23 protein-coding genes and 3 pseudogenes are annotated in these 22088 nt (G+C 69.3%); 12 read left to right on the plus strand and 14 right to left on the minus strand.

Going from position 1 to position 22088, the window contains the following annotated elements:
- The first annotated feature begins 9 nt into the window (after window positions 1-9).
- Entirely contained in the window at window positions 10-285 is a 276-nt protein-coding gene (locus L1066_RS27945) for a hypothetical protein (protein WP_312008137.1), read from the plus strand.
- Window positions 286-425: 140 nt separating this feature from the next.
- Here the strand turns inward: L1066_RS27945 and L1066_RS28820 are convergent.
- Together L1066_RS28820 and L1066_RS27955 are read right to left on the minus strand one after the other, a co-directional pair.
- Window positions 426-1013: pseudogene (locus tag L1066_RS28820) on the minus strand (DEDD exonuclease domain-containing protein); the annotation flags it as partial.
- 206 nt (window positions 1014-1219) lie between these two features.
- Window positions 1220-1741, minus strand: a pseudogene (locus tag L1066_RS27955) (exonuclease domain-containing protein); the annotation flags it as partial.
- A 187-nt stretch (window positions 1742-1928) separates the two neighbouring features.
- Here L1066_RS27955 and L1066_RS17365 point away from each other — a divergent pair.
- From L1066_RS17365 to L1066_RS17395, 7 genes are all read left to right on the plus strand, one after another.
- On the plus strand, window positions 1929-2186 hold the full coding sequence (locus L1066_RS17365; RefSeq protein WP_235737489.1) for a hypothetical protein: 258 nt from the start codon (window positions 1929-1931) through the stop codon (window positions 2184-2186).
- Window positions 2187-2227: 41 nt separating this feature from the next.
- The gene (locus L1066_RS17370; protein ID WP_235737490.1) at window positions 2228-3520 is read left to right on the plus strand and encodes an NYN domain-containing protein; all 1293 of its coding nucleotides are present in this window, start codon (window positions 2228-2230) and stop codon (window positions 3518-3520) included.
- A 93-nt stretch (window positions 3521-3613) separates the two neighbouring features.
- Window positions 3614-3889 carry a hypothetical protein gene (locus L1066_RS17375; protein WP_235737491.1) on the plus strand — a complete coding sequence of 92 codons (276 nt, stop codon included), beginning with the start codon at window positions 3614-3616 and terminating at the stop codon, window positions 3887-3889.
- A gap of 245 nt (window positions 3890-4134) precedes the next feature.
- Window positions 4135-5130, plus strand: coding sequence for a C40 family peptidase (locus tag L1066_RS17380; protein ID WP_235737492.1), 996 nt, complete (start codon window positions 4135-4137; stop codon window positions 5128-5130).
- A gap of 46 nt (window positions 5131-5176) precedes the next feature.
- Window positions 5177-6355: a hypothetical protein gene (locus L1066_RS17385; protein ID WP_235737493.1), complete on the plus strand. Its 1179-nt coding sequence runs from the start codon at window positions 5177-5179 to the stop codon at window positions 6353-6355.
- Window positions 6352-6972: a M48 family metalloprotease gene (locus L1066_RS17390; RefSeq protein WP_235737494.1), complete on the plus strand. Its 621-nt coding sequence runs from the start codon at window positions 6352-6354 to the stop codon at window positions 6970-6972. Before L1066_RS17385 ends, L1066_RS17390 begins: the two co-directional genes overlap by 4 nt.
- Window positions 6932-7594 carry a M48 family metalloprotease gene (locus L1066_RS17395; protein ID WP_235737495.1) on the plus strand — a complete coding sequence of 221 codons (663 nt, stop codon included), beginning with the start codon at window positions 6932-6934 and terminating at the stop codon, window positions 7592-7594. The genes L1066_RS17390 and L1066_RS17395 overlap by 41 nt, the downstream gene beginning before the upstream one ends.
- Before the next feature lie 96 nt (window positions 7595-7690).
- Here the strand turns inward: L1066_RS17395 and L1066_RS17400 are convergent, their stop codons facing one another.
- The 12 genes from L1066_RS17400 to L1066_RS17450 all read right to left on the minus strand — a co-directional run bounded on the left by L1066_RS17400 (window position 7691) and on the right by L1066_RS17450 (window position 18899).
- Window positions 7691-7894, minus strand: coding sequence for a Flp family type IVb pilin (locus L1066_RS17400; RefSeq protein WP_235737496.1), 204 nt, complete (start codon window positions 7892-7894; stop codon window positions 7691-7693).
- 102 nt (window positions 7895-7996) lie between these two features.
- Entirely contained in the window at window positions 7997-8212 is a 216-nt protein-coding gene (locus L1066_RS17405; RefSeq protein WP_235737497.1) for a Flp family type IVb pilin, read from the minus strand.
- Between the two features lie 143 nt (window positions 8213-8355).
- Window positions 8356-9015, minus strand: a complete 660-nt coding sequence (locus L1066_RS17410; RefSeq protein ID WP_235737498.1) for a response regulator transcription factor — start codon at window positions 9013-9015, stop codon at window positions 8356-8358.
- Window positions 9002-10603 (minus strand): sensor histidine kinase, encoded by a 1602-nt coding sequence (locus tag L1066_RS27960; protein WP_235737499.1) that lies wholly within the window; start codon window positions 10601-10603, stop codon window positions 9002-9004. Before L1066_RS27960 ends, L1066_RS17410 begins: the two co-directional genes overlap by 14 nt.
- A gap of 10 nt (window positions 10604-10613) precedes the next feature.
- A complete protein-coding gene (locus L1066_RS17420; RefSeq protein ID WP_235737500.1) occupies window positions 10614-11426 on the minus strand; it encodes a type II secretion system F family protein in 813 nt (270 codons plus the stop codon).
- A complete protein-coding gene (locus L1066_RS26960) occupies window positions 11423-11545 on the minus strand; it encodes a hypothetical protein (RefSeq protein ID WP_283095485.1) in 123 nt (40 codons plus the stop codon). Before L1066_RS26960 ends, L1066_RS17420 begins: the two co-directional genes overlap by 4 nt.
- Window position 11546: 1 nt before the next feature.
- Entirely contained in the window at window positions 11547-13469 is a 1923-nt protein-coding gene (locus L1066_RS17425) for a type II secretion system F family protein (protein WP_235737501.1), read from the minus strand.
- Entirely contained in the window at window positions 13469-14950 is a 1482-nt protein-coding gene (locus L1066_RS17430) for a TadA family conjugal transfer-associated ATPase (protein WP_235737502.1), read from the minus strand. Before L1066_RS17430 ends, L1066_RS17425 begins: the two co-directional genes overlap by 1 nt.
- Before the next feature lie 7 nt (window positions 14951-14957).
- Window positions 14958-15710, minus strand: coding sequence for a CpaE/TadZ family protein (locus L1066_RS17435; RefSeq protein ID WP_235737508.1), 753 nt, complete (start codon window positions 15708-15710; stop codon window positions 14958-14960).
- Window positions 15671-16162, minus strand: coding sequence for a DNA-binding transcriptional response regulator (locus tag L1066_RS17440; RefSeq protein ID WP_235737509.1), 492 nt, complete (start codon window positions 16160-16162; stop codon window positions 15671-15673). Before L1066_RS17440 ends, L1066_RS17435 begins: the two co-directional genes overlap by 40 nt.
- Window positions 16134-16904, minus strand: a complete 771-nt coding sequence (cpaB, locus tag L1066_RS17445; protein WP_235737503.1) for a Flp pilus assembly protein CpaB — start codon at window positions 16902-16904, stop codon at window positions 16134-16136. The genes L1066_RS17440 and cpaB overlap by 29 nt, the downstream gene beginning before the upstream one ends.
- 207 nt (window positions 16905-17111) lie before the next feature.
- Window positions 17112-18899 (minus strand): AMP-dependent synthetase/ligase, encoded by a 1788-nt coding sequence (locus tag L1066_RS17450; protein ID WP_235737504.1) that lies wholly within the window; start codon window positions 18897-18899, stop codon window positions 17112-17114.
- A gap of 124 nt (window positions 18900-19023) precedes the next feature.
- On the opposite strand from L1066_RS17450, the gene L1066_RS17455 reads away from it, so the two are divergent.
- The 4 genes and pseudogenes from L1066_RS17455 to L1066_RS17470 all read left to right on the plus strand — a co-directional run bounded on the left by L1066_RS17455 (window position 19024) and on the right by L1066_RS17470 (window position 21995).
- A complete protein-coding gene (locus L1066_RS17455; protein ID WP_235737505.1) occupies window positions 19024-19470 on the plus strand; it encodes an SRPBCC family protein in 447 nt (148 codons plus the stop codon).
- Window positions 19467-20636, plus strand: a complete 1170-nt coding sequence (locus L1066_RS17460) for an ArsA family ATPase (RefSeq protein WP_235737506.1) — start codon at window positions 19467-19469, stop codon at window positions 20634-20636. The genes L1066_RS17455 and L1066_RS17460 overlap by 4 nt, the downstream gene beginning before the upstream one ends.
- The gene (locus L1066_RS17465; RefSeq protein WP_235737507.1) at window positions 20633-21076 is read left to right on the plus strand and encodes a DUF5304 domain-containing protein; all 444 of its coding nucleotides are present in this window, start codon (window positions 20633-20635) and stop codon (window positions 21074-21076) included. Before L1066_RS17460 ends, L1066_RS17465 begins: the two co-directional genes overlap by 4 nt.
- Window positions 21073-21995, plus strand: a pseudogene (locus L1066_RS17470) (ROK family protein). The gene L1066_RS17465 and the pseudogene L1066_RS17470 overlap by 4 nt, the downstream one beginning before the upstream one ends.
- Window positions 21996-22088: the final 93 nt, after the last annotated feature.

Genomic DNA, 22088 nt, shown 5'->3' on the forward strand with positions numbered 1-22088 from the left:
TCAGTCGAAGTGCTGGAGGGAGCGGCGGGAGGTTTCGACGGCGTCGTGGAGGGCGAGGTGGCGGCCGGCGCCGCGGGCAGGCGTGGCCCACTCGCCGTCGACGTCGACGAGACGGATGCCGTCGGACTCGAGCCAGCGCAGGATCGACTCGGTCTCCTCCGCCGAGGCGGCGGGGACGGGGCCGGGACCGTGCAGGACGGTCTCGGCCTCGGCCCTGAGTCCGTCGACGAAGACGTGGGCGTCGGCTCCCGGGGGATCACGCCGGCTGCGGCGAGGCGGCCGTGACGCACGACGTGGACGGCCCAGCGACCGTCGTCCTCCCGACGGGCCGCGATCAGCTCGGCGCAGCGGGTCAGCGCGGTGAGGCGCTGGGTACGTGAGGCAGCGCGTAGAAAGCTCGAGAGCCGGTCGCGGTGGACGCTCGCCTCCTCGAAGCGCTCCTCGGCGACATAGCGTTGCATGCGGACGCTGATCGCCTCGACCACCGGATCGGGGTCGTGAACCAGCGCCAGACGGAGCCTGTGGACCATCTCGGCATAGGTGTCGGCGTCGACACTGCCGTCACAGGGAGACAGACAGCGGCCCATCTCGCCGAGAGCGCAGGGCGCGCGCTTCGGCTGCTTGCCGAACCGGTCGGTGCACTGGCGCACCGGGAACGCGTCATGGAGGGCTGCCAGGCATCTCTCGGCATGCGACTTCTTGGAGAATGGACCGAGGTAGTCGGCCTCGTCGTCCATCACCTGGCGCACCAAGGACAGCCGCGGCCAGGGCTCCCTGGTCAGCTTGAGGAAGTGCATCCTCTCAGGGAAACGGGAGCGCTTGTTGTAGCGCGGCTTGTGCTTGGCGATCAGTCGCAACTCACGCACGCGTGCCTCGAGCGGGGTGGCGCACTCCACGGCATCGACCTTGGCAGCCAACCGGACCATCTCACCCATGCGCGTACGCGTCTCGGACGCGGTGAAGTAGGAGCGCACCCGACTGCGCAGGTCGCGCGAGGTGCCGACGTAGAGCACCCGCGATTGGTCGTCGCGGAAGAGGTAGACCCCAGGAGCACGGGGAGGTGCTCGGCCAAGTGCCGCTTACGGCGTTGCCGGGGATCGACGCGCGACGAGTAGGTCTGCAGCTCCTCGAGGGTCTGCACTCCCTGCCCACCGAGCCGCTCCATCAGCCCGTGCAGGACGTCAACGGTCGCCCGGGCATCGGCCAGGGCGCGGTGGTTGGGGGTCGTGCTCGCCCCGAAGAGCACCGCCAGGGATCCCAGCTTGCAGTTGGGGGTCTCGTCGCGCGTCACCACGCGCCGCGCCAGCTTCGCGGTGTCGAGCACTTCGAATCCGGGCCACGGGTGCCCGAGCTCATCGGCATAGTGCTGCAGGAAGCCCACGTCGAAGGGTGCGTTGTGGGCGACCAGCACGGTGCCGCGGGCGAACTCGAGGAAGGACGGCAGTGCCGCCTCGATCGGTGGCGACGCGGCCACCATCGAGTTGGTGATGCCGGTGAGCACCGCGATGAAGGCCGGGATCTCGGCATGTGGGTTGACCAACGTCTGGAACTCGCCCAGCACCTCGCCGCCACGCACCTTGACCGCACCGATCTCGGTGATCCGCGACCCCGCCTTCACCGAAGCACCGGTCGTTTCGAGGTCGACCACCGTGAACGTGACGTCGCGCAGCGGACGGCCCAACTCGTCGAAGCTCCGTTGCGTCTCCCAGAGTGGGTGGGCAACGTCGGTGGCGGTGCTCATGTCAACGGACGGTAGACCGACCCCCGACACGAGTGGGCTCCCACGCGGGCACCGGCCGGCGCCCGCCGACTCGACGCGAGATTCCACACCCGGCGCAATGCCTGATGCGCGCCGCCCGCGCCGAAGCCCGCGCCCGCGCAACCTCTAGGATTGCGACGACGACCGTCCGACAGCTTGAGGAGTTTCCGTGACTGCATCCCTTCCCGACGCGACGAACCGTTGGCGGTGCGCAGGCTGCGGCAATCTCACCCGCTTCGACGTGACCCGCACCCGTCGTACGACCGAGTTCTGGCACTTCGACCTCGCCGGCGAACCCGTCGTCGAGGAGACCGAGCTGCTCACCGAGACCGTGGAGACCGTCACCTGCCGTTGGTGCACCCGGTCCGACGCGATCGAACTGGTCGACCGCAATGCGGTCGACGCCGAAGCCACACCGGGCAACTGAGCCCAGCAGCGCACGCTGCACACGAAGTCGGAAGGGGGAGCATGAGCGCCGATCCGTCGTACCCGATGCTCCCCGAGCAGGTCCGCACCCGAGTGATCGGGTGGGCCGCCGACGCCCTGCCGCTCCTCGCCGACCCGCCTGCCTCGCTCAAGCGGGTGGCGAGCTTCGCGCCCAACCGCCGCGCCAAGCTCGGCCGCAACATGATCGCGACCGCGCTCGAGACCGACGACGACTTCCGTGGGCACCTCGCCACCCAGGTCATCGCCGCGCAGGGGGACCTCGGGCACGCGGTGCAGGAGGGTACGACGCCTGCCGCCGCGGATCCCGTCGACGTGGCCGCGTTGCTGTGGCTGGGCCGGCCCGACGGCTGGGAGGCCCGCTTCGAGGTGATCGTCCGGCACCTCGCGCAAGCGACCCCGCCGCGTGACGAGGAGGCGCTCGAACGTCTCCGCGGCCGTCTCGAGGCTGCCGACGAGCAGGCCCGGGAGCAGCGCGTCCGCAACAAGGAACGCATCGACGAGCTCAAGACGGAGAACGCCTCGCTCCGCCGAAAGCTGGGGGAGGCTCGCGCGGCGCAGCGCTCCGCGAGCGAGGGGGCGAGCCAAACCTCGCAGGAGGCGGAGCAGCGCGCCGCCACGGCCGAGGCCTCGGCGGCCACCGCCGAGGCAGAGGTACGTCGCCTGCGCGCCCAGGTGGAGGAGCTGCAGCACCAGCTCACCGCCCACCGACGCGACCACCGCTCGGAGCGCGACCAGGTGACCCTGCGGGCCCGGATCCTGCTCGACACCCTGCTCGATGCCGGACAGGGGCTGCGCCGAGAACTGGCCCTGCCGCCGGTGACCGGATCGCCCGCCGAGGAGCTCGAGGAGCAGATCGGCCGGGCCCGCGAGGGCCGGGGCGACCAGCCGGTGCGGCGCCCCGCCGACCCGATGCTGCTGGAGAACTATCTCTCCATGCCCCGGGTGCGACTGCTCGTCGACGGCTACAACGTGAGCAAGGAGGGCTGGCCGTCCTCCTCGTTGGAGGCGCAACGGCTCCGCCTGCTCAACGCGATGGCGGCGCTGATCGCCCGCACCGGCGCCGAGACCACGGTGGTCTTCGACGCCGCCGACATCACCAACCGCCCGATGGTCAACGCGCCACGTGGGGTGAAGGTGCTCTTCAGCCCGCCCGGCGTGATCGCCGACGACGTGATCCGCGACCTCGTGGCCGCCGAACCCGAGGGCCGCCCCGTCGTGGTGGTCACGTCCGACCAGGCGGTGGCCCGCGACGTACGACGAGCCGGGGCGAGGGTGGTCGGGGCAGGCTCCCTGCTGGGGCTCATCACCCGCTGATCCTGCTCCGACGCAGGTTCTGTCGGGGGTGATGTCACTCTCTGCCCGAGCCGGGAACTTCCCCTTCCGGCACCGATGAGAGGAGAGCCTCGCATGACTCAGTACTTGCCTCACCTGCACCAGGGTCACGAGCACCACCAGCACGACCACGTCTCGGCCGCCGGAGCCACCCGGATCGACTGCGACACCTGCGCGGTGCGCGGGCCGGCCTGCAACGACTGCGTGATCAGCGTGTTGCTGGGTCCGCCGCCGGAGCTGGCCTTCGACGACGAGGAGCGTCGGGCCCTCGACGTGCTTGCCGCCGGGGGACTGGTGCCGCCGCTGCGGCTGGTCACCGCGGTGGAGGAACCCGTCGTCGACTCAGCCTGAGCCCGGACCCCCTTGCATGTGACCAAGGACACACCAGTGTCGCGAGGCTGTCCCCAACACTGAGACGATGCGTTTGGCGACCATGGCTTCCCCGTTAGCCTGATGCCTTGGCATCCGTACCAGTTGGTCAGACCGGACCGGCTCGGGTGCCGCGCCGGTTCCGGTGTCAGAGGTGGGGAAGCCGCTGACTTGGCACACATGCCTGTGCCGTGTGCCGGTGTTGAAGTAGAGGAGAACGTCAGCTCGTGCCTTCTGCACGGTTGCGGATCACCGCAGGACTTGCCGGCGCCATCACCGTCGTCGGGACCGTCTTGGTCTCCACCGCCCCCACTCACGCCGACCCCGACATCGATGACGTCCAGGCCAAGGTCGACCGTCTCTACCACGAGGCGGAGCAGGCCACGGAGCGTCATCACGACGCCGAGTTGCGCCTCGACGACCTGAAGGCCGACCTCAAGGACCTCCGCGCCGACGAGAGCGCGCAGTCCGAGAAGGTCGCCGACCTCCAGGCCGACGTCGACCAGGCACTGGCAGCCCAGTACGAGGGCCAGACCATCTCGGCGACCGGCCAGTTGGTGCTCTCCGACGACCCGGCGGCGTTCCTCAGCGAACTCACCACCATCTCGGCCTACAACGCCCACCAGAGCCTGACGGTCGACGAGCTCGCCCGTGAGCAGCAGACCCTCGAACTGCGCCGCGAAGCCACCGAGGACCGCGCCGCAGAGCTCAAGAAGCTCGAGAAGGCGCTCGCCGAGGAGAAGGCCGCTGCCGAGAAGAAGCACGCCGAGGCCGAAGAGCTCCTCGACGATCTCAAGGCCGAGGAGCGCGCCCGCGTTGCCGAAGCCTCCCGCTCGGGCAACACCACCCGGATGCCCACTGACGTCAAGGCCAGCGGCAGCGCCGCTGCTGTGGTGAAGTTCGCGCTGGCCCAGCTCGGCGACTCCTACGTCTACGGTGCCGCGGGCCCGAACGCCTGGGACTGCTCCGGCCTGACCATGGTGGCGTGGGCGCAGGCAGGCGTCTCGCTCCCGCACAGCTCGGCTGCCCAGAAGGGCTACGGCACCCCGGTCTCGTCCGACAGCCTCCAGCCCGGTGACCTGGTCTTCTACTACAGCCCGATCAGCCACGTCGGCATCTACATCGGCAACGGCCAGATCGTGCACGCGGCCAACCCCAGCACCGGCGTCGTGATCTCCGGCGTCTTCTCGATGCCCTACTCGGGCGCAGTCCGCCCGGGCTGACGCCCTGGACATCCGCTTCCTCCGGACCGGTCACTCACTGCGGTGGGTGGCCGGTCTGGTGCTTCCTGGGCTCTTGCTGGTCGGTGGCCTCACGGCATGCAGCGACGAGGACCTGCCGGAGGCCCCGTCGGCCGTCTCTGCCGATCCCGCAGCGGCGATCGAGCTGCTCGATGCGCTCACCCGCGCGATCGTTGCCGGTGAGGACAGCGATGGGCGTTGGCCGGCGTACGTCGTCGACAACGCTGGAGAGGCCGACGTCGTGGACTTCTCCGCCCGCTATCTCAGTGACGACGCCAGCGTCTCGGCCGGACTGCCGCCGGGGCAGTGGGCGGCGTCCGTCGATCTCGCCTGGCGCTTCGACGGACACGATCCGGCACCGGCTCGTGCCGAGGCGACCTTCGTCTTCGAGGGAGAGGGTGACGACCTCCGCCTGGCCTCGGTCGGCGGTGGCAACCGGGTCCAACCCCTTTGGCTGAGTGGTCCCGTCGCCGTTGCTGAGCGCCGGGGAGTGCTGGCGCTCGTCGCCGGCGCCCAGCCGGACAAGGCCGACCGCTACGCCGCGCTTGCCCTCCGGGGCCTGCGCGCGACCAGGGACACGCTGCCCACGGTGAAGGCTGCACAGGGCGTCGTGGTCGAGGTGCCTGCCAACGCCACCGAGATGGAGCGGGCACTGGCAGCCGATGCAGACAGCTACGGTGCCATCGCTGCGGTGACCACGACCGTCGATGCCTCCGATGCCCCCGGTTCGCCGGTGCACGTCTTCGTCAACGACTCGGTCTTCGGACGACTGGGCAAGCAGGGCGCACAGGTGGTGATGACCCACGAGGTCGTCCACCTCGTCACGGGGGCTGCCACCGAGATCGGCGTACCGCTGTGGCTGGCCGAGGGTTTCGCCGACTGGGTGGCGTTGCAGGACAGCCGGTTGCCGCTCGCCACCAGCGCGGCACAGATCATCGCCCAGGTGCGAGCCGACGGTCTGCCTGATGCGTTGCCCAGCGAAGATGTGTTCGAGGCCCGGTCGGCACACCTGGGTGCTGCCTATGAGGCCGCTTGGCTGGCGGTGCGGGTGCTGGGCGCACGCGGCGGTGCCGAGCCGCTGTTGGAGCTGCAGCGGAGACTTGCTGGCGGCGACGAACTCGACCCCGCGCTGCGGGCGACCTTTGACCTGACCGAAGCGGAGTTGGTGGAGCTGTGGCGAACAGAGCTGAGCAGTCTGTCGGAGTGACCGCTCCCGAACGGCCCGTCGCGCTCGGCGTGCTGGTGGTCAGCGGCCTCGCCTTCCTGCTGCTCGTGTGGTGGCTGGTGCCGTGGCAACCGGTGCCCGGTGGCATGCCCGACCCGGCCGTGCCCGAGAGTGCCTTCACGCAGGCGCAGCTCGACCGGGGTGAGGACCACGCCTCGGTGGCGCGCTGGCTCAGCTGGTCGTCGCTGGCGATCTCCCTGGCCGTGGCAGGCATCTTCGGCTTCACCCGGATGGGCGCCCAACTGCTGGCGCGTGCCGGTCGTCGCTGGGTGCGCTGGACGGTGGTCGCCAGCTTTGGGCTGATCATCATCGGTCGGCTGGCGACGCTGCCGTTCGCGCTCGTCAACCGTCAGCGACGACTCGACTTCGGCCTGACCAACCAGACCCTCGGCGCCTGGTTCGCCGACCTGCTCCGCAACATCGCCCTGGAGGGGGTGCTGACCTCGCTGGCGTTGGTGCTGCTTCTCGCCTGCGCGCGTCGGTGGCGGCGCTGGTGGCCGGCCATCGCAGCCGGGGAGCGGCGGCCCTGGTCGTGCTCGGCTCGTTCCTCTACCCCTCGTGGTGGAGCCGATCTTCAACGACTTCGAGTCGATGAGTGATGATCCGCTCAAGGAGCAGATTCTCGACCTGGCCGAGACCGAGGGCGTCTCCATCGACGACGTGCTGGTGGCCGATGCCTCGCGCCGGACGACCACCCTCAACGCCTATGTCTCAGGCTTCGGCGGAAGCGCTCGGGTGGTCGTCTACGACAACCTGCTCGACAGCGCCCCCGACGACCAGGTGCTCTCCGTGGTGGCCCACGAGTTGGCGCACGCCAAGAACCGCGACGTGCTGGTCGGTACGGCGGTGGGTGCTGCCGGCGCCGCCTTCGGCATCGGCCTGCTTGCCTTGGTCTGTTCGTCCGCAGCCGTACGTCGCCGCACCGGCACGGACGGTGTCACCGGAGCCGCCGTGGTGCCGCTGGTGCTCGCGCTCGTCGCGGTGGGCACCCTGCTGGCCAGCCCGGTCGAGTCGGGCATCAGCCGCAAGATCGAGACCCGCGCCGACGTGGTGGCCCTGGAGTCGACCCGGGACCCGGACGCCTTGATCGCGCTGCAGCAGCACCTGTGCATCCGGGCGGTGTGTGACCCGACGCCGGTGGGCTGGGCGCAGTGGTGGTTCGGCTCGCACCCGACGGCGTTGGAACGGATTGCCATCGCCCGTGCTTTCGGCGGTTCCTGACCGACGGGCGCTGCGCTGGGCCGAGTCGCGCCGTGCGCACGGGAGAGCTGTCACGCAAGCGACGTCGCAACAGGTTGGCAGTGTGATCTCAGCGGGTCAGTCGCCGCAGCCGAAGGCGGGGCAGACGCTCTCGTAGAGACCGGGCAAGGCGCCGCCCAGGGCAGCGACCGCAGCGAAGATCACAGCCGCGATGAGGGCAACCAGGAGGGCGTACTCGACCGCGCTGGCGCCGACGTCCGAGGAGCCAGCAGCGGTGGCCACGGAACCCCGGGAGCTCGGAGTGGGGTTGGTGGGGCTCATGGTCCTCGAATCTGGAACGGCTTGGCGTGGACATTCTTCCTCAAATGAGTGATGGTCGCAGACAAGTGCCTGCGACCATCAGATGACCCAAGTAACTCAGAATCAGGCAGGTGCTTCTCCACCAGGGAGCCGCTCTGACACGTTCTCGAAGAGAGTCGAGAGTTGGCCGCCGAGGGTGGTCACTGCGATGATGATTGCGACTGCGATCAGAGCGACCAGCAGGCCGTACTCGACGGCGGTAGCGCCCTTCTCGTCGTCACGCTTGGTGGTGAAGAAGGCCATCGTGCTGGCGTAGAGCTGGATGAGCTTGTCGTTCATGGTGTGTCCCCTTGTCCCTGTCCCACATGTCCGGTCCGAGCCGAGTGGCCCGTTCACACCACCAAGTCTCGCTGCGTGCAGACGTCTGGACCATCGGGCCTTCGGTCGCGCGGGCCTAGTCCTTTCGGGCCATCTTCGGCGCCTCAGGTGGGCTTCACGGTCGACAACAGGCCGATCCGCATCGCGGTCACCAGTGCCTGCGCCCGGTTGGTGGCACCGAGCTTCTGGTAGAGCTTGGCGATGTGGGTCTTCACCGTCGACTCGCTCATGTAGAGCTGGCCCGCGATCTGGGCGGTGCCCAACCCCTCGGCAAGCAGGTCGAGCACTTCCTTCTCCCGCTCGGAGAGCTTGGGGCGGTCGTCGTTGGCGCGGCGCATCATTGCACCGACCAGGCCGGAGCAGAGGAACGTGCGCGGCGAGATCGCGGCGTGTCGGGCGGCGCTGACCACCTCACGACTGGGGGCGTCCTTGCCGACGAACGCGCTGGCGCCGGCCTCCATCGCGGCGAAGATGTGGTCGTCGCCCGAGTGCATGGTGAGCACCACCAGTCCCATCCTGTCGTTCTGCTGGCGGATGGTCTTCACGATGTCGAGGCCGGTGCCGTCGGGCAGCTGCAGGTCGGTGACCACCGCGTCGGGCATCTGCTCGCTGATCACCTTGAGGGCCTGGCCGACGCTGGCGGCCACCCCCACCACCGACACGTCGCTCTCGCGCTCGAAGGCACGGGAGAGACCGGTGCGGATCAACTCGTGGTCGTCGACCAGCACCACGCGCAGCGGATTGCTCTCGTCACTCATCGTCATGTCTCCACTCTGCCGTAGTCGCGAGGTGATGGGGGCGTGAGGCCGGACTGATCTCCACGGAGAGTTCCGCGCCGGGTCGGCCCTCACGGTCGTGCAGCTCGAGGTGGCCGCCCACCCGCCGGGCGCGTTCGCGCATGATGCGCAGGCCGTGGGAGTCGTCGCGCGCACCCTGCAGGCCCCGACCGTTGTCGATCACCCGCACCCGGGCATAGGGCGGGTGCACCACGCAGGCGACCCGGATCCGGGAGGCACGGGCATGCTTCACGGCGTTGTTCATGCCCTCCTGCACGATGCGCAGCAGCTCCGTCTCCACGTCGGAGCGCAGCCGGGCGTCCGCCTCGTCCAGCGTGACGTCGATCGGCAGGCCGGTCCGCGTCGAGATGTGGTCGGCCATCGCCTGCACGCTCTCGCCGAGGCTGAGGGTGCTGGCCGCCTCGTTGCGCAGCCCGAAGATGGCCCGGCGCAGCTCGGTGACCACCCGGGAGAGCTCGTCGCGCAACTCCTGGGCCGCCGCCACCTGCCTGGGGGAGTCGGCGATGTCCTCCACCCCGTCGATGAGGTAGCCGAAGGCGGCCAGGTCCTGCGCGATGCCGTCGTGCAGGTCGCGGGCCAGTCGCTGCCGCTCCTCGGCCGTCGCACCGGCCTGGATGCTGGTGAAGAGCAACGCGGTGTCGAGCTGCACCGCCTCCGCGCTGAGCCGCTCCGAGATCGCGGCAAGCGCGGTGAGGGTCGTAGCGCGGGGCTGCCCGAAGGCCGGGTGCATTGTCGCCTGCACCACGGCGACCACGCCCAACTCGGTGCGCAGCGGGAAGGCGAGGTCGGAGCCCTGCACCGCCGGGCGTGCGGTTCCGAAGACCTGGGCCACGAGACCGTCGCGCAGCCCCTCGTCGCCCACCCGCACGTCGCCCTCGAGCAGCGGGTTGACGCCATGGGCGTCGTGGATGAAGACCACGGCCCCGGAGATGGGCAGCTCCTCCTTGGTCAGGTCGATCACGTTCTGCGCGATGCTCAACGGATCGAGGCCGTCGACCAGCTCACCGGAGAGGTCGAGCAGGCGGTTGATGAGGGTGCGGGCCTCCCGGTAGGAGCTGGCCGTCGTGCCCTCCTCGCCCTTCAGGTTGTGCACGACGGCACCGATGGCACCGAGCCCGATGCCGACCATCAGCCAGGTGAAGACCGTGGAGGCGAGGCTGAGATCGACCGTGATGCGGTCGTTGGGCAGGGTGGCCGCGAGCAGCACCACTGCCTCCGCCCCCAGCACCTCCAGCAGACCACGTGTACCACGTACCAGCCCCGCGATGAAGAGCGGCACCCCGAGGGCCGGGAGCAGCACCGGTGACTCGGCCAGGGTGAGGGCTGCCAGCACGGCGACGGAGCTGGCCTCGACCACCAGCGCCGGCATCACCGGCACCCGGGCGAAACCTTCGAGGAAGACCGCCAGCAGCCAGACCGCGGCCAGCACCACCACCGAGAGGATCGGCCCGATGGAGCCGTCGACCGCCACCGGGAGCGCGAGCATGAGCAGCGCGAAGACCCGGGCCCCGGCGGTGACCGAGGCATAGCGGGTGCGGTCGTCGAGGGTGGTCACTGGCTAATGCTCAACTTGAGAACGCGTCCATGATGCTCAGGATGCCGGGGCCGATGACGATGATCAGCAGGCACGGCAGGATGAAGAGGATCACCGGCACCATGATCTTCACCGGCACCTGGCCGGCCTTCTCCTCCGCGCGCTGGCGGCGCTTGGTGCGCATCTCACTCGACTGCACCCGCAGCACCTGACCGACCGGGATACCGACGGCGTCGGCCTGCACCATGGCGCTGACGAAGGTCTTGAGGTCCTTGACCTGGGTGCGCTCACCGAGTGCCCGGAGCGCGTCGGCACGGCTGCGGCCGATCTGCATCTCCTGCAGCACCCGGGCGAGCTCCCCGGCCAGGGGACCTTCGGTCTTGCGGGCCACCTGCTGCAGGGCCGCGTCGAAGCCGAGCCCGGCCTCCACCGAGATGGTGAGCAGGTCGATGGCGTCGGGGAGCTCCTTGAGGAGCGCCTCCTCGCGCTTGACCGCGGTGTTGTAGAGCCAGATGTTGGGAGCGAAGAAGCCCAGCGCTGCGCCCGCAGCGAGTCCGAGGACGATGACCGGAGCCGACTGCCCGGTGAGCACGGTGAAGTAGGCGCCTGCCCCGATGCCGATGACGGTGCCGAGGATCTTGCCGGCCGAGACCCGGTCGATGGTCCACCCGGCCGGGTTGCCGGCCCGGTCGAGTTGCTGTCGGATCCGTTCGGTCTGGTCGGCGCCGGTGATCCGACGCCCCAGCCCCTGGAAGCGCTCCAGCAGGGGCACCAGCACCCGTTCGGTGAAGGACTGGTCCTGCTCCTTGGCCAGCTCCTCGACGGAGGTGGAGGAGCCGGTCATCGCCTCGAGCACCTCGAGCGACCGGTTGACCCCTGGCGCTCCGCGCTCAGCCCACCGACGGCGGAGAAGACGAGGAAGAGGGCACCGAAGATGAGCAGGGCGCCCAGCAGCAACACCATCTCAGACCTCCACCTTGACGAGTCGGCTGATCATGAAGGCACCGAGCGCCAGCAGCGCACAAGCGGCTGCCAGCATCACGATGCCCAGGAACTCGGTGTAGAGCGGCCGGACGTAGTCACGGCGGGTCAGCAGCAGGTAGCAGAACATGGCCACGGGCAACAAGCCGAGGATCCAGCCCGACAGCCGCCCTTCGGCGGAGAGCGTCTTCACCTGACGACGCAGGTAGTCACGCTCACGCAGGGTGGCCGCGACCGTGTTGAGCAGCTCGGCCAGGTTGCCACCGACCTGCCGCTGGATCCGGATGGCCATGATGACCCACGCGAAGTCCTTGCTCTGGTAGCGCTCGGCCACCTGGTCCAGCGCGTCCTCGAGCGGCACCCCGAGACGCGCCTCCATGAGCACCTGCTTGAACTCACCCGCGATGGGCTCGTTGCCCTCCTGCACCACCGTGTCGATCGACTGCGCGAGCGACATGCCGGCGCTCAGCGACCCGGAGAGCAACGTCAACGTGTCGGCCAGGCTGCTCTGGAAGGCGTCGAGGCGCTTCTTGCGCTTGAAGCCCAGCCACAGCCACGGCACCAGGGCACCGGCGAGCAGGGCCAGCAGCAGCACGACCAGGTCGCCGCCACCCAGCAGCACGCCCACCAGGCCGCCGCCGATGGTCAGGCCGCCGTGGAGCAGGATCCACTCGGCCGCCTTCATGCTGGAGCCGGCCTGCACCAGGCGCGCGGAGATCCGCTCCTCGAGCCCCTTGTTGCGGTTGAGCACCTTGGCGGCAGCGCCCTTGGCCTGGTCGAGGCTCAGTGCCGGACCACCCTCCGTCTTGCTGACGGCTGTCTCGGTCATGACGCCGTAGGCGCTGATCCGCTCCTCCGCGGTGGGGGCGGCCTTGGGCGCGGTGGCCGTGTACATGACGCCGCCGAGCAGCACCAGCAGACCGACGCCGAGGGCGGCGAGACCGGCATACATCGCCGACTTCGGAACCTGCAGGCTGCTCGACTCCTGCTTGTCGGAGGCGGGAAGCGTGGGCGTCTCGGTGCCGGTGCGGAGGTAGACGAGGCGGGAGGCGGTCAGCTCGCCGGCGGTCACTTCGACCGTCCCCTCGCGGGCCGTGACGTTCGAGGGGATCGAGGCAGTGACCACGATCTGACGGCTCAGCGTCTCGGCCTCGGCGTCGAACGCGGCCCCCAGCGCCTCGGTGGTCGCCTCGATCACGGCACCGTGGCCGGCGTCGGCGAAGCTCTGCAGCGGACCGAGGTCGGCAGGGGACTGGTCGAGCGCGACCACGTCGACCTGCACCCCCGAGGCGGTGATCGCCTCGACGACGGACTCGTCGCTGGTGTCGGTGGTGTCCTTGCCGTCGGAGAGCACCAGTACCTGGCGCGCTCCTTGGTCACCGGCAGCGGCGACGGCCTCGATCACGCCGTTGTTGAGCGCGGTGTTCCGGGCGGTGGTGAGGCCTTCGATGACGGCCTTGGCCCGGTCCCGGTCGGTGCTGGGGGCCAGCTCGACCACCACGTCGTTGTCGAAGGTGACCACGCCGATCCGCACGTCTGCGGGAGCCGCATCGAGGAACGCGGTGGCGGCCGCCTTGGCAGGCTCGAACCGGTCGGCGTTGACCATCGAGTTGCTGGTGTCGATCGCCAGCACCGTGATGCGCTCGATGGTCTCGGTGGCGTCCTGGGCGAGCTCGGCCGACGTGTCGGCCGGCTGACCAGCGATCGTCACCCGTACGTCGTCAGGTGAGACCTTCGTGCCGCCCGGCACCGAGACGATCATCGCGAGATCGTCACCAGCTGCCTGGGCGTGGCTGATCACCAGCTCGTCGGCGGCCGACGCAGGTGCGGTGGCACCCAGTAGCACGGTGGCGGTCGCCAACGAGGCGACCAGACCACCGGCCAGCATCCGCAGGCGAGGTCGCATCAGAGGCCATCCATCGCGAAGATGGCCGGGTCGACGCTCACGTTGGCATAGGCCATCTTCTCGAGGAACTTCGGCCGCAGGCCGGTCGACCGGAGACGTCCGAGGCTCCGTCCGTTCTCGTCGAAGCCCGCCGAATGGTCATAGACGAAGACATCCTGGAGGGTGATCACATCACCCTCCATCCGCTCCACCTCGGTGATGTGGGTGATGTGACGTGAGCCGTCCTTGAAACGGGTCTGGTGCACGATCACGTCGACCGCCGAGGCCACCTGCTCCCGGATCGCCCGGATCGGCAGGTCCATGCCAGCCATCATCACCATGGTCTCGACGCGCGCCAGGGTGTCGCGGGGACCGTTGGAGTGGACCGTGCAGATCGACCCGTCGTGGCCGGTGTTCATCGCCTGAAGCATGTCGAGCGCGGAGGCGTCACGGACCTCACCGACGATGACGCGGTCGGGCCGCATGCGCAGGCTGTTCTTCACCAGGTCGCGGATGTCGACCTCACCCTTGCCCTCCAGGTTGGCCGGGCGCGACTCGAGGCGCACCACGTGCTCCTGGTGCAGCTGGAGCTCGGCGGCGTCCTCGATCGTCACGATGCGCTCGTCGCTCGGGATGAACGACGACAGCACGTTGAGCGTCGTCGTCTTTCCGGCACCGGTGGAGCCCGACACGATGATGTTGAGCCGGCCCCGCACGCAGGCGTCGAGGAAGTCGCTGGCCCGCTGGGTCATCGAGCCGAACCGCACCAGGTCGGCGGCGGTGAGGGGGTCGGTGGCGAACTTGCGGATCGTCAGGCTGGAGCCGTCGATCGCCAGCGGTGGGATCACCGCATTGACGCGAGAGCCGTCGGGCAGCCGGGCATCGACCATCGGGCTCGACTCGTCCACGCGCCGACCGATGCGCGAGACGATCTTCTCGATCGTGCGTCGCAGGTGGGACTCGTCGGTGAACTTCACGTCCACCCACTCCAGCCGACCCTTGCGCTCCACCCAGACCTGGTCGTGGCCGTTGACCATGACCTCGCTGACCTCTTCGTCGCGCAACAGCGGCTGGATCGGGCCGTAGCCGAGGATGTCGTCGGTGATCTCGAGGGTGACCTTCTGGCGGTCCGAGGCGCTCAGCGGTCGGTCCTGCGCCCCGAGCACGTCGCGCAGCACGCCGCGGACCCGCTGCTCGAGGTCTTCCTGGTCCATGTCGAGGTCATAGAGCTGGGGGCCGAGCTGACGCAGCAGCTCCGCGTGGATGTTGCCCTTCAGCTCCTCGAGTCGATCGGCGTGCTGGGTGGCGGCATGCGCCAGCCGGCGATTGACCGACGGATCGGTCGCCGAGGAGCCAGCCACCCGCTTGCCGACAGGATGCGGCGTCGTGCCGGTCGTCCCAGCCGTGCCGACCACGGTGGCGGCGGCCTCGGTGTCGCGGTTCTCGGTCGGCGTCTCCAGACCCGCCTTGGCGCGCGCGATCCGGTCACCCAAGCTGCTCATCGTGCGCTCACTTCCGGTTGCGGCGCCACAGGGCGCCCCTGCTGCTCGACTCGCTCCTGCTCGACTCGCCCTTGCCCGACCTGCCCTCGGGAGCAGCGGCGGGTTCCTCCTCGCCGGCGAGCTTGCGAGCGAGTTTGCGGAACTCCACGCTCGCCGGGTGCGACGGGTTGCCGATCACGATCGGTTTGCCGGCGTTGGTGGCGGCGGCGATGTCGATCGAGGACGGCACCATCGTGGTGATCGGCATGCCGAGGATCGTCTCGACCTTGCTGGGGTCGAGCCCCACCGCGTCATCGGCACGGTTGAGCACCAGGTGGCGGCTGCCCTGCGCGATGTTGAGCAGGTCGAGCGTCTCGAGGGCGACCTTCACGTTCTTGAGGGTGGGGACGTCGAGGGTCGCCACGATCACGCACTCGTCGGTCTCGTCGAGGGCCTGCAGGGTCTGCTCGTCGAAACTGGGGGAGGTGTCGACCACGACGTAGTCGAACTCTCGCTTCAGGGTGCGCATCATGCGTGCCACCAGCGTCGCGGTGACCCGGTCGCGTGCATCGGGCAGGCTCGGCGCCGCCAGCACCATGAGCGACTGCTCGTGACGGGTCAGCAGCGACTCCACGAGGGCGAAGTCGATCTGGTCCTCGCCGCCGATGGCCTCCTCGATGGTGTGGTGCGGGAAGAGCTGCATCGTGATCGCGACGTCACCGAAGGCGAGGTCGAGGTCGATCAGGCAGACCTTGCGGGCACCGCCGTCGGCCAGGGCCAGAGCGAGGTTGACCGAGGTCGTGGTCTTGCCGACGCCACCCTTGGGGAGAAGACGGTGACGACGGTGCCCTCGCGCTGGGTCTGGGCCTGCTGACCGCCGTGCAGGGCCTTCCAGTACTGCTCGGCGCGGCCGACGGCCGCCAGCAGGCCGGCCGTGTCGTCGGTCTGCACGACGTCGCGGGCGCCGGATTGCATCGCCTTGTAGAGGACCTCCGCGTCCACCTCCTCGCGGACGAGGATCACTGAGGTGGAGGGGCGGGTGTAGCGCATGCCCTCGGCGATGTCGATGGCGTCGGCGAGGGCCAGGCTGGGGCCGGCCACCACGGCGAACTCGCTCGTGTGCCGACCCAGCCACGAGTGCATGGTCTCCGCGGAGTCGACACCGTGGGCGCGTGGCAGGACGGCGGCCAGACGCGCGATGACCTCAGGATCCTTGTCGACGATGAGGGTCATCAGCGGGCCCGGGGAGGAAGTTGTCCTGCTTGACCACCGGGCCGTTGTCGACCTCGGAGTCCTCGTTGAGGAGGCCGAAGGCGAGCTCGCCGTCGTGCGATCCGAAGATGATCCGGGTTGCCTGCTCCTGGGTGACGGCCAGCGTCATCAGGGTGCGCGGGAGTTCCTCGGTGACCGACTCACCGCTCTCGTTGGTCGACGTCGTGGTGATGGTGGAGGTGGTGCCCACTCCGAGCACCAGCACCCGCTGCAACAGCGTGGCGGTGTATTCGGGCTGGTTGTTGTCGATCTCTTCGGTGAAGAAGATCGTGACCTCCGAGCCGGGGTTGACGAAACCCGCTACCCGCGCCGGGTCGGTGAGGTTGACGGAGATCGCCATCAAACCCTCGGGAATGGCGAGGGTGCCGCTCTCGACGGCACCGGAGCCGAACTTGTTGGAGGTGACCTGCTCGCCGGCGAAGAGCCGGGTAGTCGCCCGCAGTCCGCTCAACGACTGGGTGTCGGCCTGGGCGCCGGGAAGGATCTGATCCTTGGGCACCTCGACCGTCTTGATCTTGCCGGCGGTCACGGCGTCGTCGAAGTTCTCACCCGCGTCGATGTCCTCGACGGCCTGCAGGACGTCGACCGCCTCGATGTCCTCCTTGGCGCGGTCGTCTGCCCCCTGCACGTAGAGGAAGACGAGAAGGGTGCCGAGCGCTGCAATCACTGCCGCCAGGACGAGCAGGATCTTCCGACGGTCCATGACCACCACTTTCGAATGAGTCGCTACGAGACGTCCCGGCCCTCCTGACGAGGAATCTCGGCCGACGCGGGGTCAAAGATGCCAAAGATGGGGGATGAATGCGGAGTTGTTCTCGGGATATGGCTCGAAATGACTAGACCAGTTGTCCAATGGATGGACTCCGGCCTGCAGTCAGCCGACCGGAGCGCAGCGATCCGGCGCGAGGGTTCAGTGCGAGTAGAGCGCCTCGACGTCGTCGCGGAAGTCTCGCATGACCACGTTGCGCTTGAGCTTGAGGCTCGGTGTGAGCTCTCCGGTCTCCTCGGTCCAGTCGACGGGGAGCACGGTGAACTTGCGGATCGACTCGGCCTTCGAGACGGCCTTGTTGGCCTCCTCGACGGCTTCCTGGACCGCGGCGCGCAGGTCGTCGTCGTCCACGAGGTCGGCGATCTTGCCGGACTTGCCGTTCTCCTTCGCCCAGAAGGGGAAGTACTCCGGGTCGATCGTGACGAGCGCCGCGATGAAGGGCTGGCCGTCGCCGACCACCATGCACTGGCTGACCAGCGGGTGTGCCCGCAACCGGTCCTCGAGCACCGCCGGAGCGACGTTCTTGCCGCCGGCGGTCACCAGGATCTCCTTCTTGCGTCCGGTGATCCGGATGAAGCCTTCGTCATCGACCTCGCCCTGGTCGCCGGAGTGGAACCAGCCGTCGACCAGCGCCTCGGCGGTCGCGGCATCGTTCTTCCAGTAGCCCTTGAGCACCTGGCCGCCCTTGAAGAGCAGCTCGCCGTCCTCGGCCACGCGCACCGTCGTGCCGCCCAGCGGGCGGCCGACCGTGCCGACCTTGATGGCGTCGGGCAGGTTGACCGACAGCGCCGCCGTGGTCTCGGTGAGGCCGTAGCCCTCGAGCACGGTGAGGCCGATGCCCCGGTAGAAGTGGCCGAGCCGCTCGCCCAGCGGTGCGCCACCGGAGACGGCGTACTCACACCGACCTCCGAGCGTGGTGCGGAGCTTGCTGTAGACGAGCTTGTCGAAGAGCGCGTGCTGCAGCCGCACCGGCAGCGACACCTTGCCGGTGTCCTGGCCGCGGCTCCAGGCGATGGCGACCTCGGCGGCGCGGGCGAAGATCTTGCCCTTGCCGTCGGCTGCTGCTCGCTGCGACGCGGTGTTGTAGACCTTCTCGAAGACGCGCGGCACCGCGAGGATGAAGGTCGGCTTGAAGTTGCCGAGGTCCTCCACGAGGTTGGCGATGTCGGCACTGTGGCCGAGCTTCACCCGGCCCTTGATGCAACCGATCTGGATGATGCGGGCGAAGACGTGGGCGAGCGGCAGGAAGAGCAGGGTCGAAGCGCCCTCGGTGCCGAAGAGCCGCTCCAGCTCGTCGACGGCCACGCCGAGCTCGAACATGAAGTTGCCGTGGGTGAGCATGCAGCCCTTCGGCCGGCCCGTGGTGCCCGAGGTGTAGATGAGCGTGCAGACGTCGTCGGGCGTCGCCGTCGTACGGCGCACCTCGAGTTCGTCGTCGCTGATGCCGGCGCCCGCTTCGGCCAGCTGGGCCATTGCACCGTCGTCGAGGGTCCAGACCTGGGTGAGCTCGGGGAGGTCGGCACGCAGCGGCTCGATCCGGTCGCGGTGGTCTGCGGTCTCGGCAACGATCGCCTTGGTGCCGGAGTCCTCGAGGATCCACCGGACCTGCTCGGCGGAGGAGGTCTCGTAGATCGGCACGGTGATCGCGCCGGCGGTCCAGATCGCGTAGTCGAGCAGGGTCCACTCGTAGCGGGTCTTGGAGAGCAGGGCGACTCGGTCGCCCGGCTCGATCCCGGAGGCCACCAGGCCCTTCGCGGCCTCCTGCACCTGACGCAGGAACTCCGCGGCGGTGACGTCGGTCCACTCGCCGCCGACGTTGCGGCTGAAGACCACGGTGTCGCCGTGCTCGCGGCCGTTGGCGACGACGTCGTCGGTCAGATTTCCGGTGCTGGGGATCTCGACCGTCAGGGGAGTGGAGAACTCACGCAAGGGGATACCTCCTGAGAAAGTGTGTCGGGCGGCACGTTACCCCGGTCACCGCCCGCTCGGCGTACCGCCGGTATCCGGTACGCTCGCGTCGCCGAGCAAGCACATCGGGCAGGGAGAAGAAGCGATGGCTGAACAGACCACGTCGTCGATCGTCGTCGACGCACCGCCCAGCGCCGTGATGGACGTGATCGCAGACTTCCCCGCCTATCCCGCGTGGGCCAAGGGCATGCGCAATGTCGAGGTGCGGGGCGACCTCGTCGACGGTCGTGCGCAGGAGGTCTTCTTCGAACTCGACGTCGCGCCGATCAAGGACGAATACACGTTGGCCTACGTCTGGCAGGGCGACGAGCAGGTGACCTGGACCCTCGTGGAGGGCAAGATCCTGCGGGCCCTGGACGGTGCCTATGTGCTCCGCGACCTCGGCAACGGCTCCACCGAGGTGACCTATCGCCTCTCGCTCGACGTGACCATTCCGTTGATCGGCATGCTGAAGCGCAAGGGCGAGAAGATCCTCATCGACACGGCGCTCAAGGGCCTCAAGAAGCGCGTCGAATCCCTGCCGCCCGCGTGAGGATCCTCCTCTTCACCGGCAAGGGAGGGGTCGGCAAGTCCACGGTCGCGGCGGCCACCGCCGCGCAGGCTGCTGCGCGCGGGCTGCGCACGCTGGTGCTGTCGACGGACGCCGCGCACTCGTTGGCCGACGCCTACGGTGTCGAGGTCGGCTCCGACCCGACGCCGATCGCCGACCACCTGCACGTGCAGCAGGTCGACGCGCAGAAGCGCTTCGAGGAGTCGTGGGCCGACATCCAGCGCTACCTGCTCTCCGTGCTCGACGTGGCCGGGGTCGATCCCGTCGCGGCCGAGGAACTCACCGTCATCCCCGGGGCGGAGGAGGTGCTGGCGCTGCTCGAGCTGCGGCTGCACGCTCTCTCGGGCACGTGGGACGTGATCGTCGTCGACTGCGCCCCGACCGCCGAGACACTGCGGCTCCTGGCGTTGCCGGAGGCACTCGGCTGGTACATGGAACGGGTCTTTCCCTTCGAGCGCAAGGTGGTCAAGGCGCTCAAGCCGGTGCTCACTCGCGCAGCCGGCGTGCCGATGCCCCAGGACTCCGTCTTCGACGCCATCGAGCGGCTGCACGCCGAGCTCGACGAGGTACGTCGTCTCCTGTCGGGACCCGATGCCAGCGTGCGGATCGTGATGACCCCCGAGACCGTCGTGCTCGCCGAGGCCCGTCGGTCCTTCACGACGCTCTCGCTCTTCGGCTACCGCGTCGACGGGGTGGTGGCCAACCGGATCTTCCCGGAGGCGGACGGCGACCCCTGGCGGGCCGGCTGGGTGGAAGCCCAGCGTCGGGTGCTGGCCGAGGTGGACCAGTCGTTCGCCGGGCTCACGAGGTGGCGATCGACCTACCGGGCGCACGAGCCTGTCGGGGTCGACGCCCTGCGCCGGCTCGCGGACGAGGTCTATCTCGGCACGGATCCTCTCGCCCCGGTGGTCGGCGAGGGGCCCCTCAGGTTGACCCGCACGGCCGGCGAGGCCGTGCTGACGTTGGAATTGCCCGGCGTGGACCGCAGCGACGTCGACCTTGCCCGGCATGGCGATGACCTCGTCGTGACGGTCGGGGCCTATCGTCGACTGCTCACGTTGCCGCCGGGCCTCTCCCGACATGCCGTGCGCGGCGCGCGTGTGGTCGACGGGACGTTGCAGGTGCGATTCGAGGAGGTGGGCAGGTGAACGAGGACGAGGGCCACGTGCCCCCCGGCGCCGACGGCGCCCAGAATTCCGGCGAGGGCGCGGAACCGATCGGCTCCGTGGCCGAGGAGGCGCTCAAGCTCTTCGGGGCACTGTCGGACTGGGCCAAGGACCAGGGTGACGGCCTCGGAGACGGAGTCTCCGGCATGGCTGCCGGTGCTGCACAGGCATTCCACGAGGTCAACGAGCACATCGCGACGGGCAGTGAGGAGTGCAAGTACTGCCCCGTCTGCCGTGCCGTGCACACCGTGCGCGAACTCAGCCCGGAGGTGAAGGCCCACCTCGCCGTGGCCGGCAGCAATCTCCTGCAAGCCGCTGCCGCGCTGATGGCCACCGCCACCTCGGACCCTGCCCGGGAGCAGGGAAGGCGTGATGACGGCGTCGAGCACATCCCTGTCGACGAGGACTGGCCCGAGACATGAACCCGGCGCTGACCGTCGGGATCGACGTCGGTGGCACGAAGATTGCCGCCGGGGTGGTGGAGACCGGTGGTCGCGTGGTCGAGCGACGACTGGTGCCGAGCCCCGCAGGATCGGCCGACGCGCTGGTCGATGTGATCGTCGACCTCGTCGCGGAGCTGGGCGCAGGGCACCCGATCGCCGCGGTGGGGCTGTGCGTGGCGGGCTTCGTCGACGCCGACGCGAGCACCGTCGTCACCGCCCCCAACCTGGCATGGCGCAACCTGCCGCTGCGCGCACTCGTCGCCGAACGCACCGGGTTGCCGGTCGTCGTGGAGAACGACGGCAACGCTGCAGCCTGGGGCGAACGCATCCTGGGGGCCGGCCGGGGCGTCGACGACCTCCTGATGGTCGCTGTGGGCACCGGTGTCGGCGGCGGCATCGTACTCGGAGGAGAGCTGCGCCGTGGCGGTCACGGCATGGCCGCCGAGATCGGGCACCTCACCCTCGTGCCCGGGGAGAACCCTGTGGTTGTGGTCGGAGGGGGTGCCTGGAGCAGTACGCGAGCGGCTCGGCCCTCGTCCGGGCCGCCCAAGCGGTCCTCGGCAACGACCCCACGCTCGACGGACCGACGATCACGGCGCTCGCCCGGCGCGGCGACGTCAAGGCGGTCGAACTCATGGCCACCTTGGGAACCCACCTGGGGTGCGGCATCGCGTCGCTGGTCGCCGTGCTCGATCCGTCGGTGGTGGTGGTCGGTGGTGGTGTCGCGGCTGCCGGTGATCTCCTGTTGGAGCCGATCCGGATCGCGCTGCGCTCGGAACTGCCCGGTGGCGCCAGCCGACCTGCGCCCGAGATCGTGTCGGCTGCTCTCGGCAACGACGCTGGGGTGATCGGCGTCGCCCAGCTTGCCCAGCGCGAGGTCGGGGCGGCCAGCGGATGAGCGCCTCGCCCGTCGTCGGCATCGATGTCGGCGGCACCAAGATCATCGGCGGCCTCGTCGGGGCCGACGGCACTCTCCTGCGGACTGCCCGGT

The sequence above is a fragment of the Nocardioides alcanivorans genome (assembly GCF_021555175.1).
Taxonomy (GTDB): domain Bacteria; phylum Actinomycetota; class Actinomycetes; order Propionibacteriales; family Nocardioidaceae; genus Nocardioides; species Nocardioides alcanivorans.

Coding starts and splice junctions, on each gene's coding strand:
- L1066_RS17370 (WP_235737490.1), top strand. CDS start 2,228: ATGAGCGCCGATCCGTCGTACCCGATGCTCCCCGAGCAGGTCCGCACC.
- cpaB (WP_235737503.1), bottom strand. CDS start 16,904: ATGGACCGTCGGAAGATCCTGCTCGTCCTGGCGGCAGTGATTGCAGCG.
- L1066_RS17440 (WP_235737509.1), bottom strand. CDS start 16,162: ATGACCCTCATCGTCGACAAGGATCCTGAGGTCATCGCGCGTCTGGCC.
- L1066_RS26960 (WP_283095485.1), bottom strand. CDS start 11,545: ATGGTGTTGCTGCTGGGCGCCCTGCTCATCTTCGGTGCCCTCTTCCTC.
- L1066_RS17375 (WP_235737491.1), top strand. CDS start 3,614: ATGACTCAGTACTTGCCTCACCTGCACCAGGGTCACGAGCACCACCAG.
- L1066_RS17430 (WP_235737502.1), bottom strand. CDS start 14,950: ATGAGCAGCTTGGGTGACCGGATCGCGCGCGCCAAGGCGGGTCTGGAG.
- L1066_RS17420 (WP_235737500.1), bottom strand. CDS start 11,426: ATGACCGGCTCCTCCACCTCCGTCGAGGAGCTGGCCAAGGAGCAGGAC.
- L1066_RS17405 (WP_235737497.1), bottom strand. CDS start 8,212: ATGAACGACAAGCTCATCCAGCTCTACGCCAGCACGATGGCCTTCTTC.
- L1066_RS17425 (WP_235737501.1), bottom strand. CDS start 13,469: ATGCGACCTCGCCTGCGGATGCTGGCCGGTGGTCTGGTCGCCTCGTTG.
- L1066_RS17400 (WP_235737496.1), bottom strand. CDS start 7,894: ATGAGCCCCACCAACCCCACTCCGAGCTCCCGGGGTTCCGTGGCCACC.
- L1066_RS17455 (WP_235737505.1), top strand. CDS start 19,024: ATGGCTGAACAGACCACGTCGTCGATCGTCGTCGACGCACCGCCCAGC.
- L1066_RS17410 (WP_235737498.1), bottom strand. CDS start 9,015: ATGACGATGAGTGACGAGAGCAATCCGCTGCGCGTGGTGCTGGTCGAC.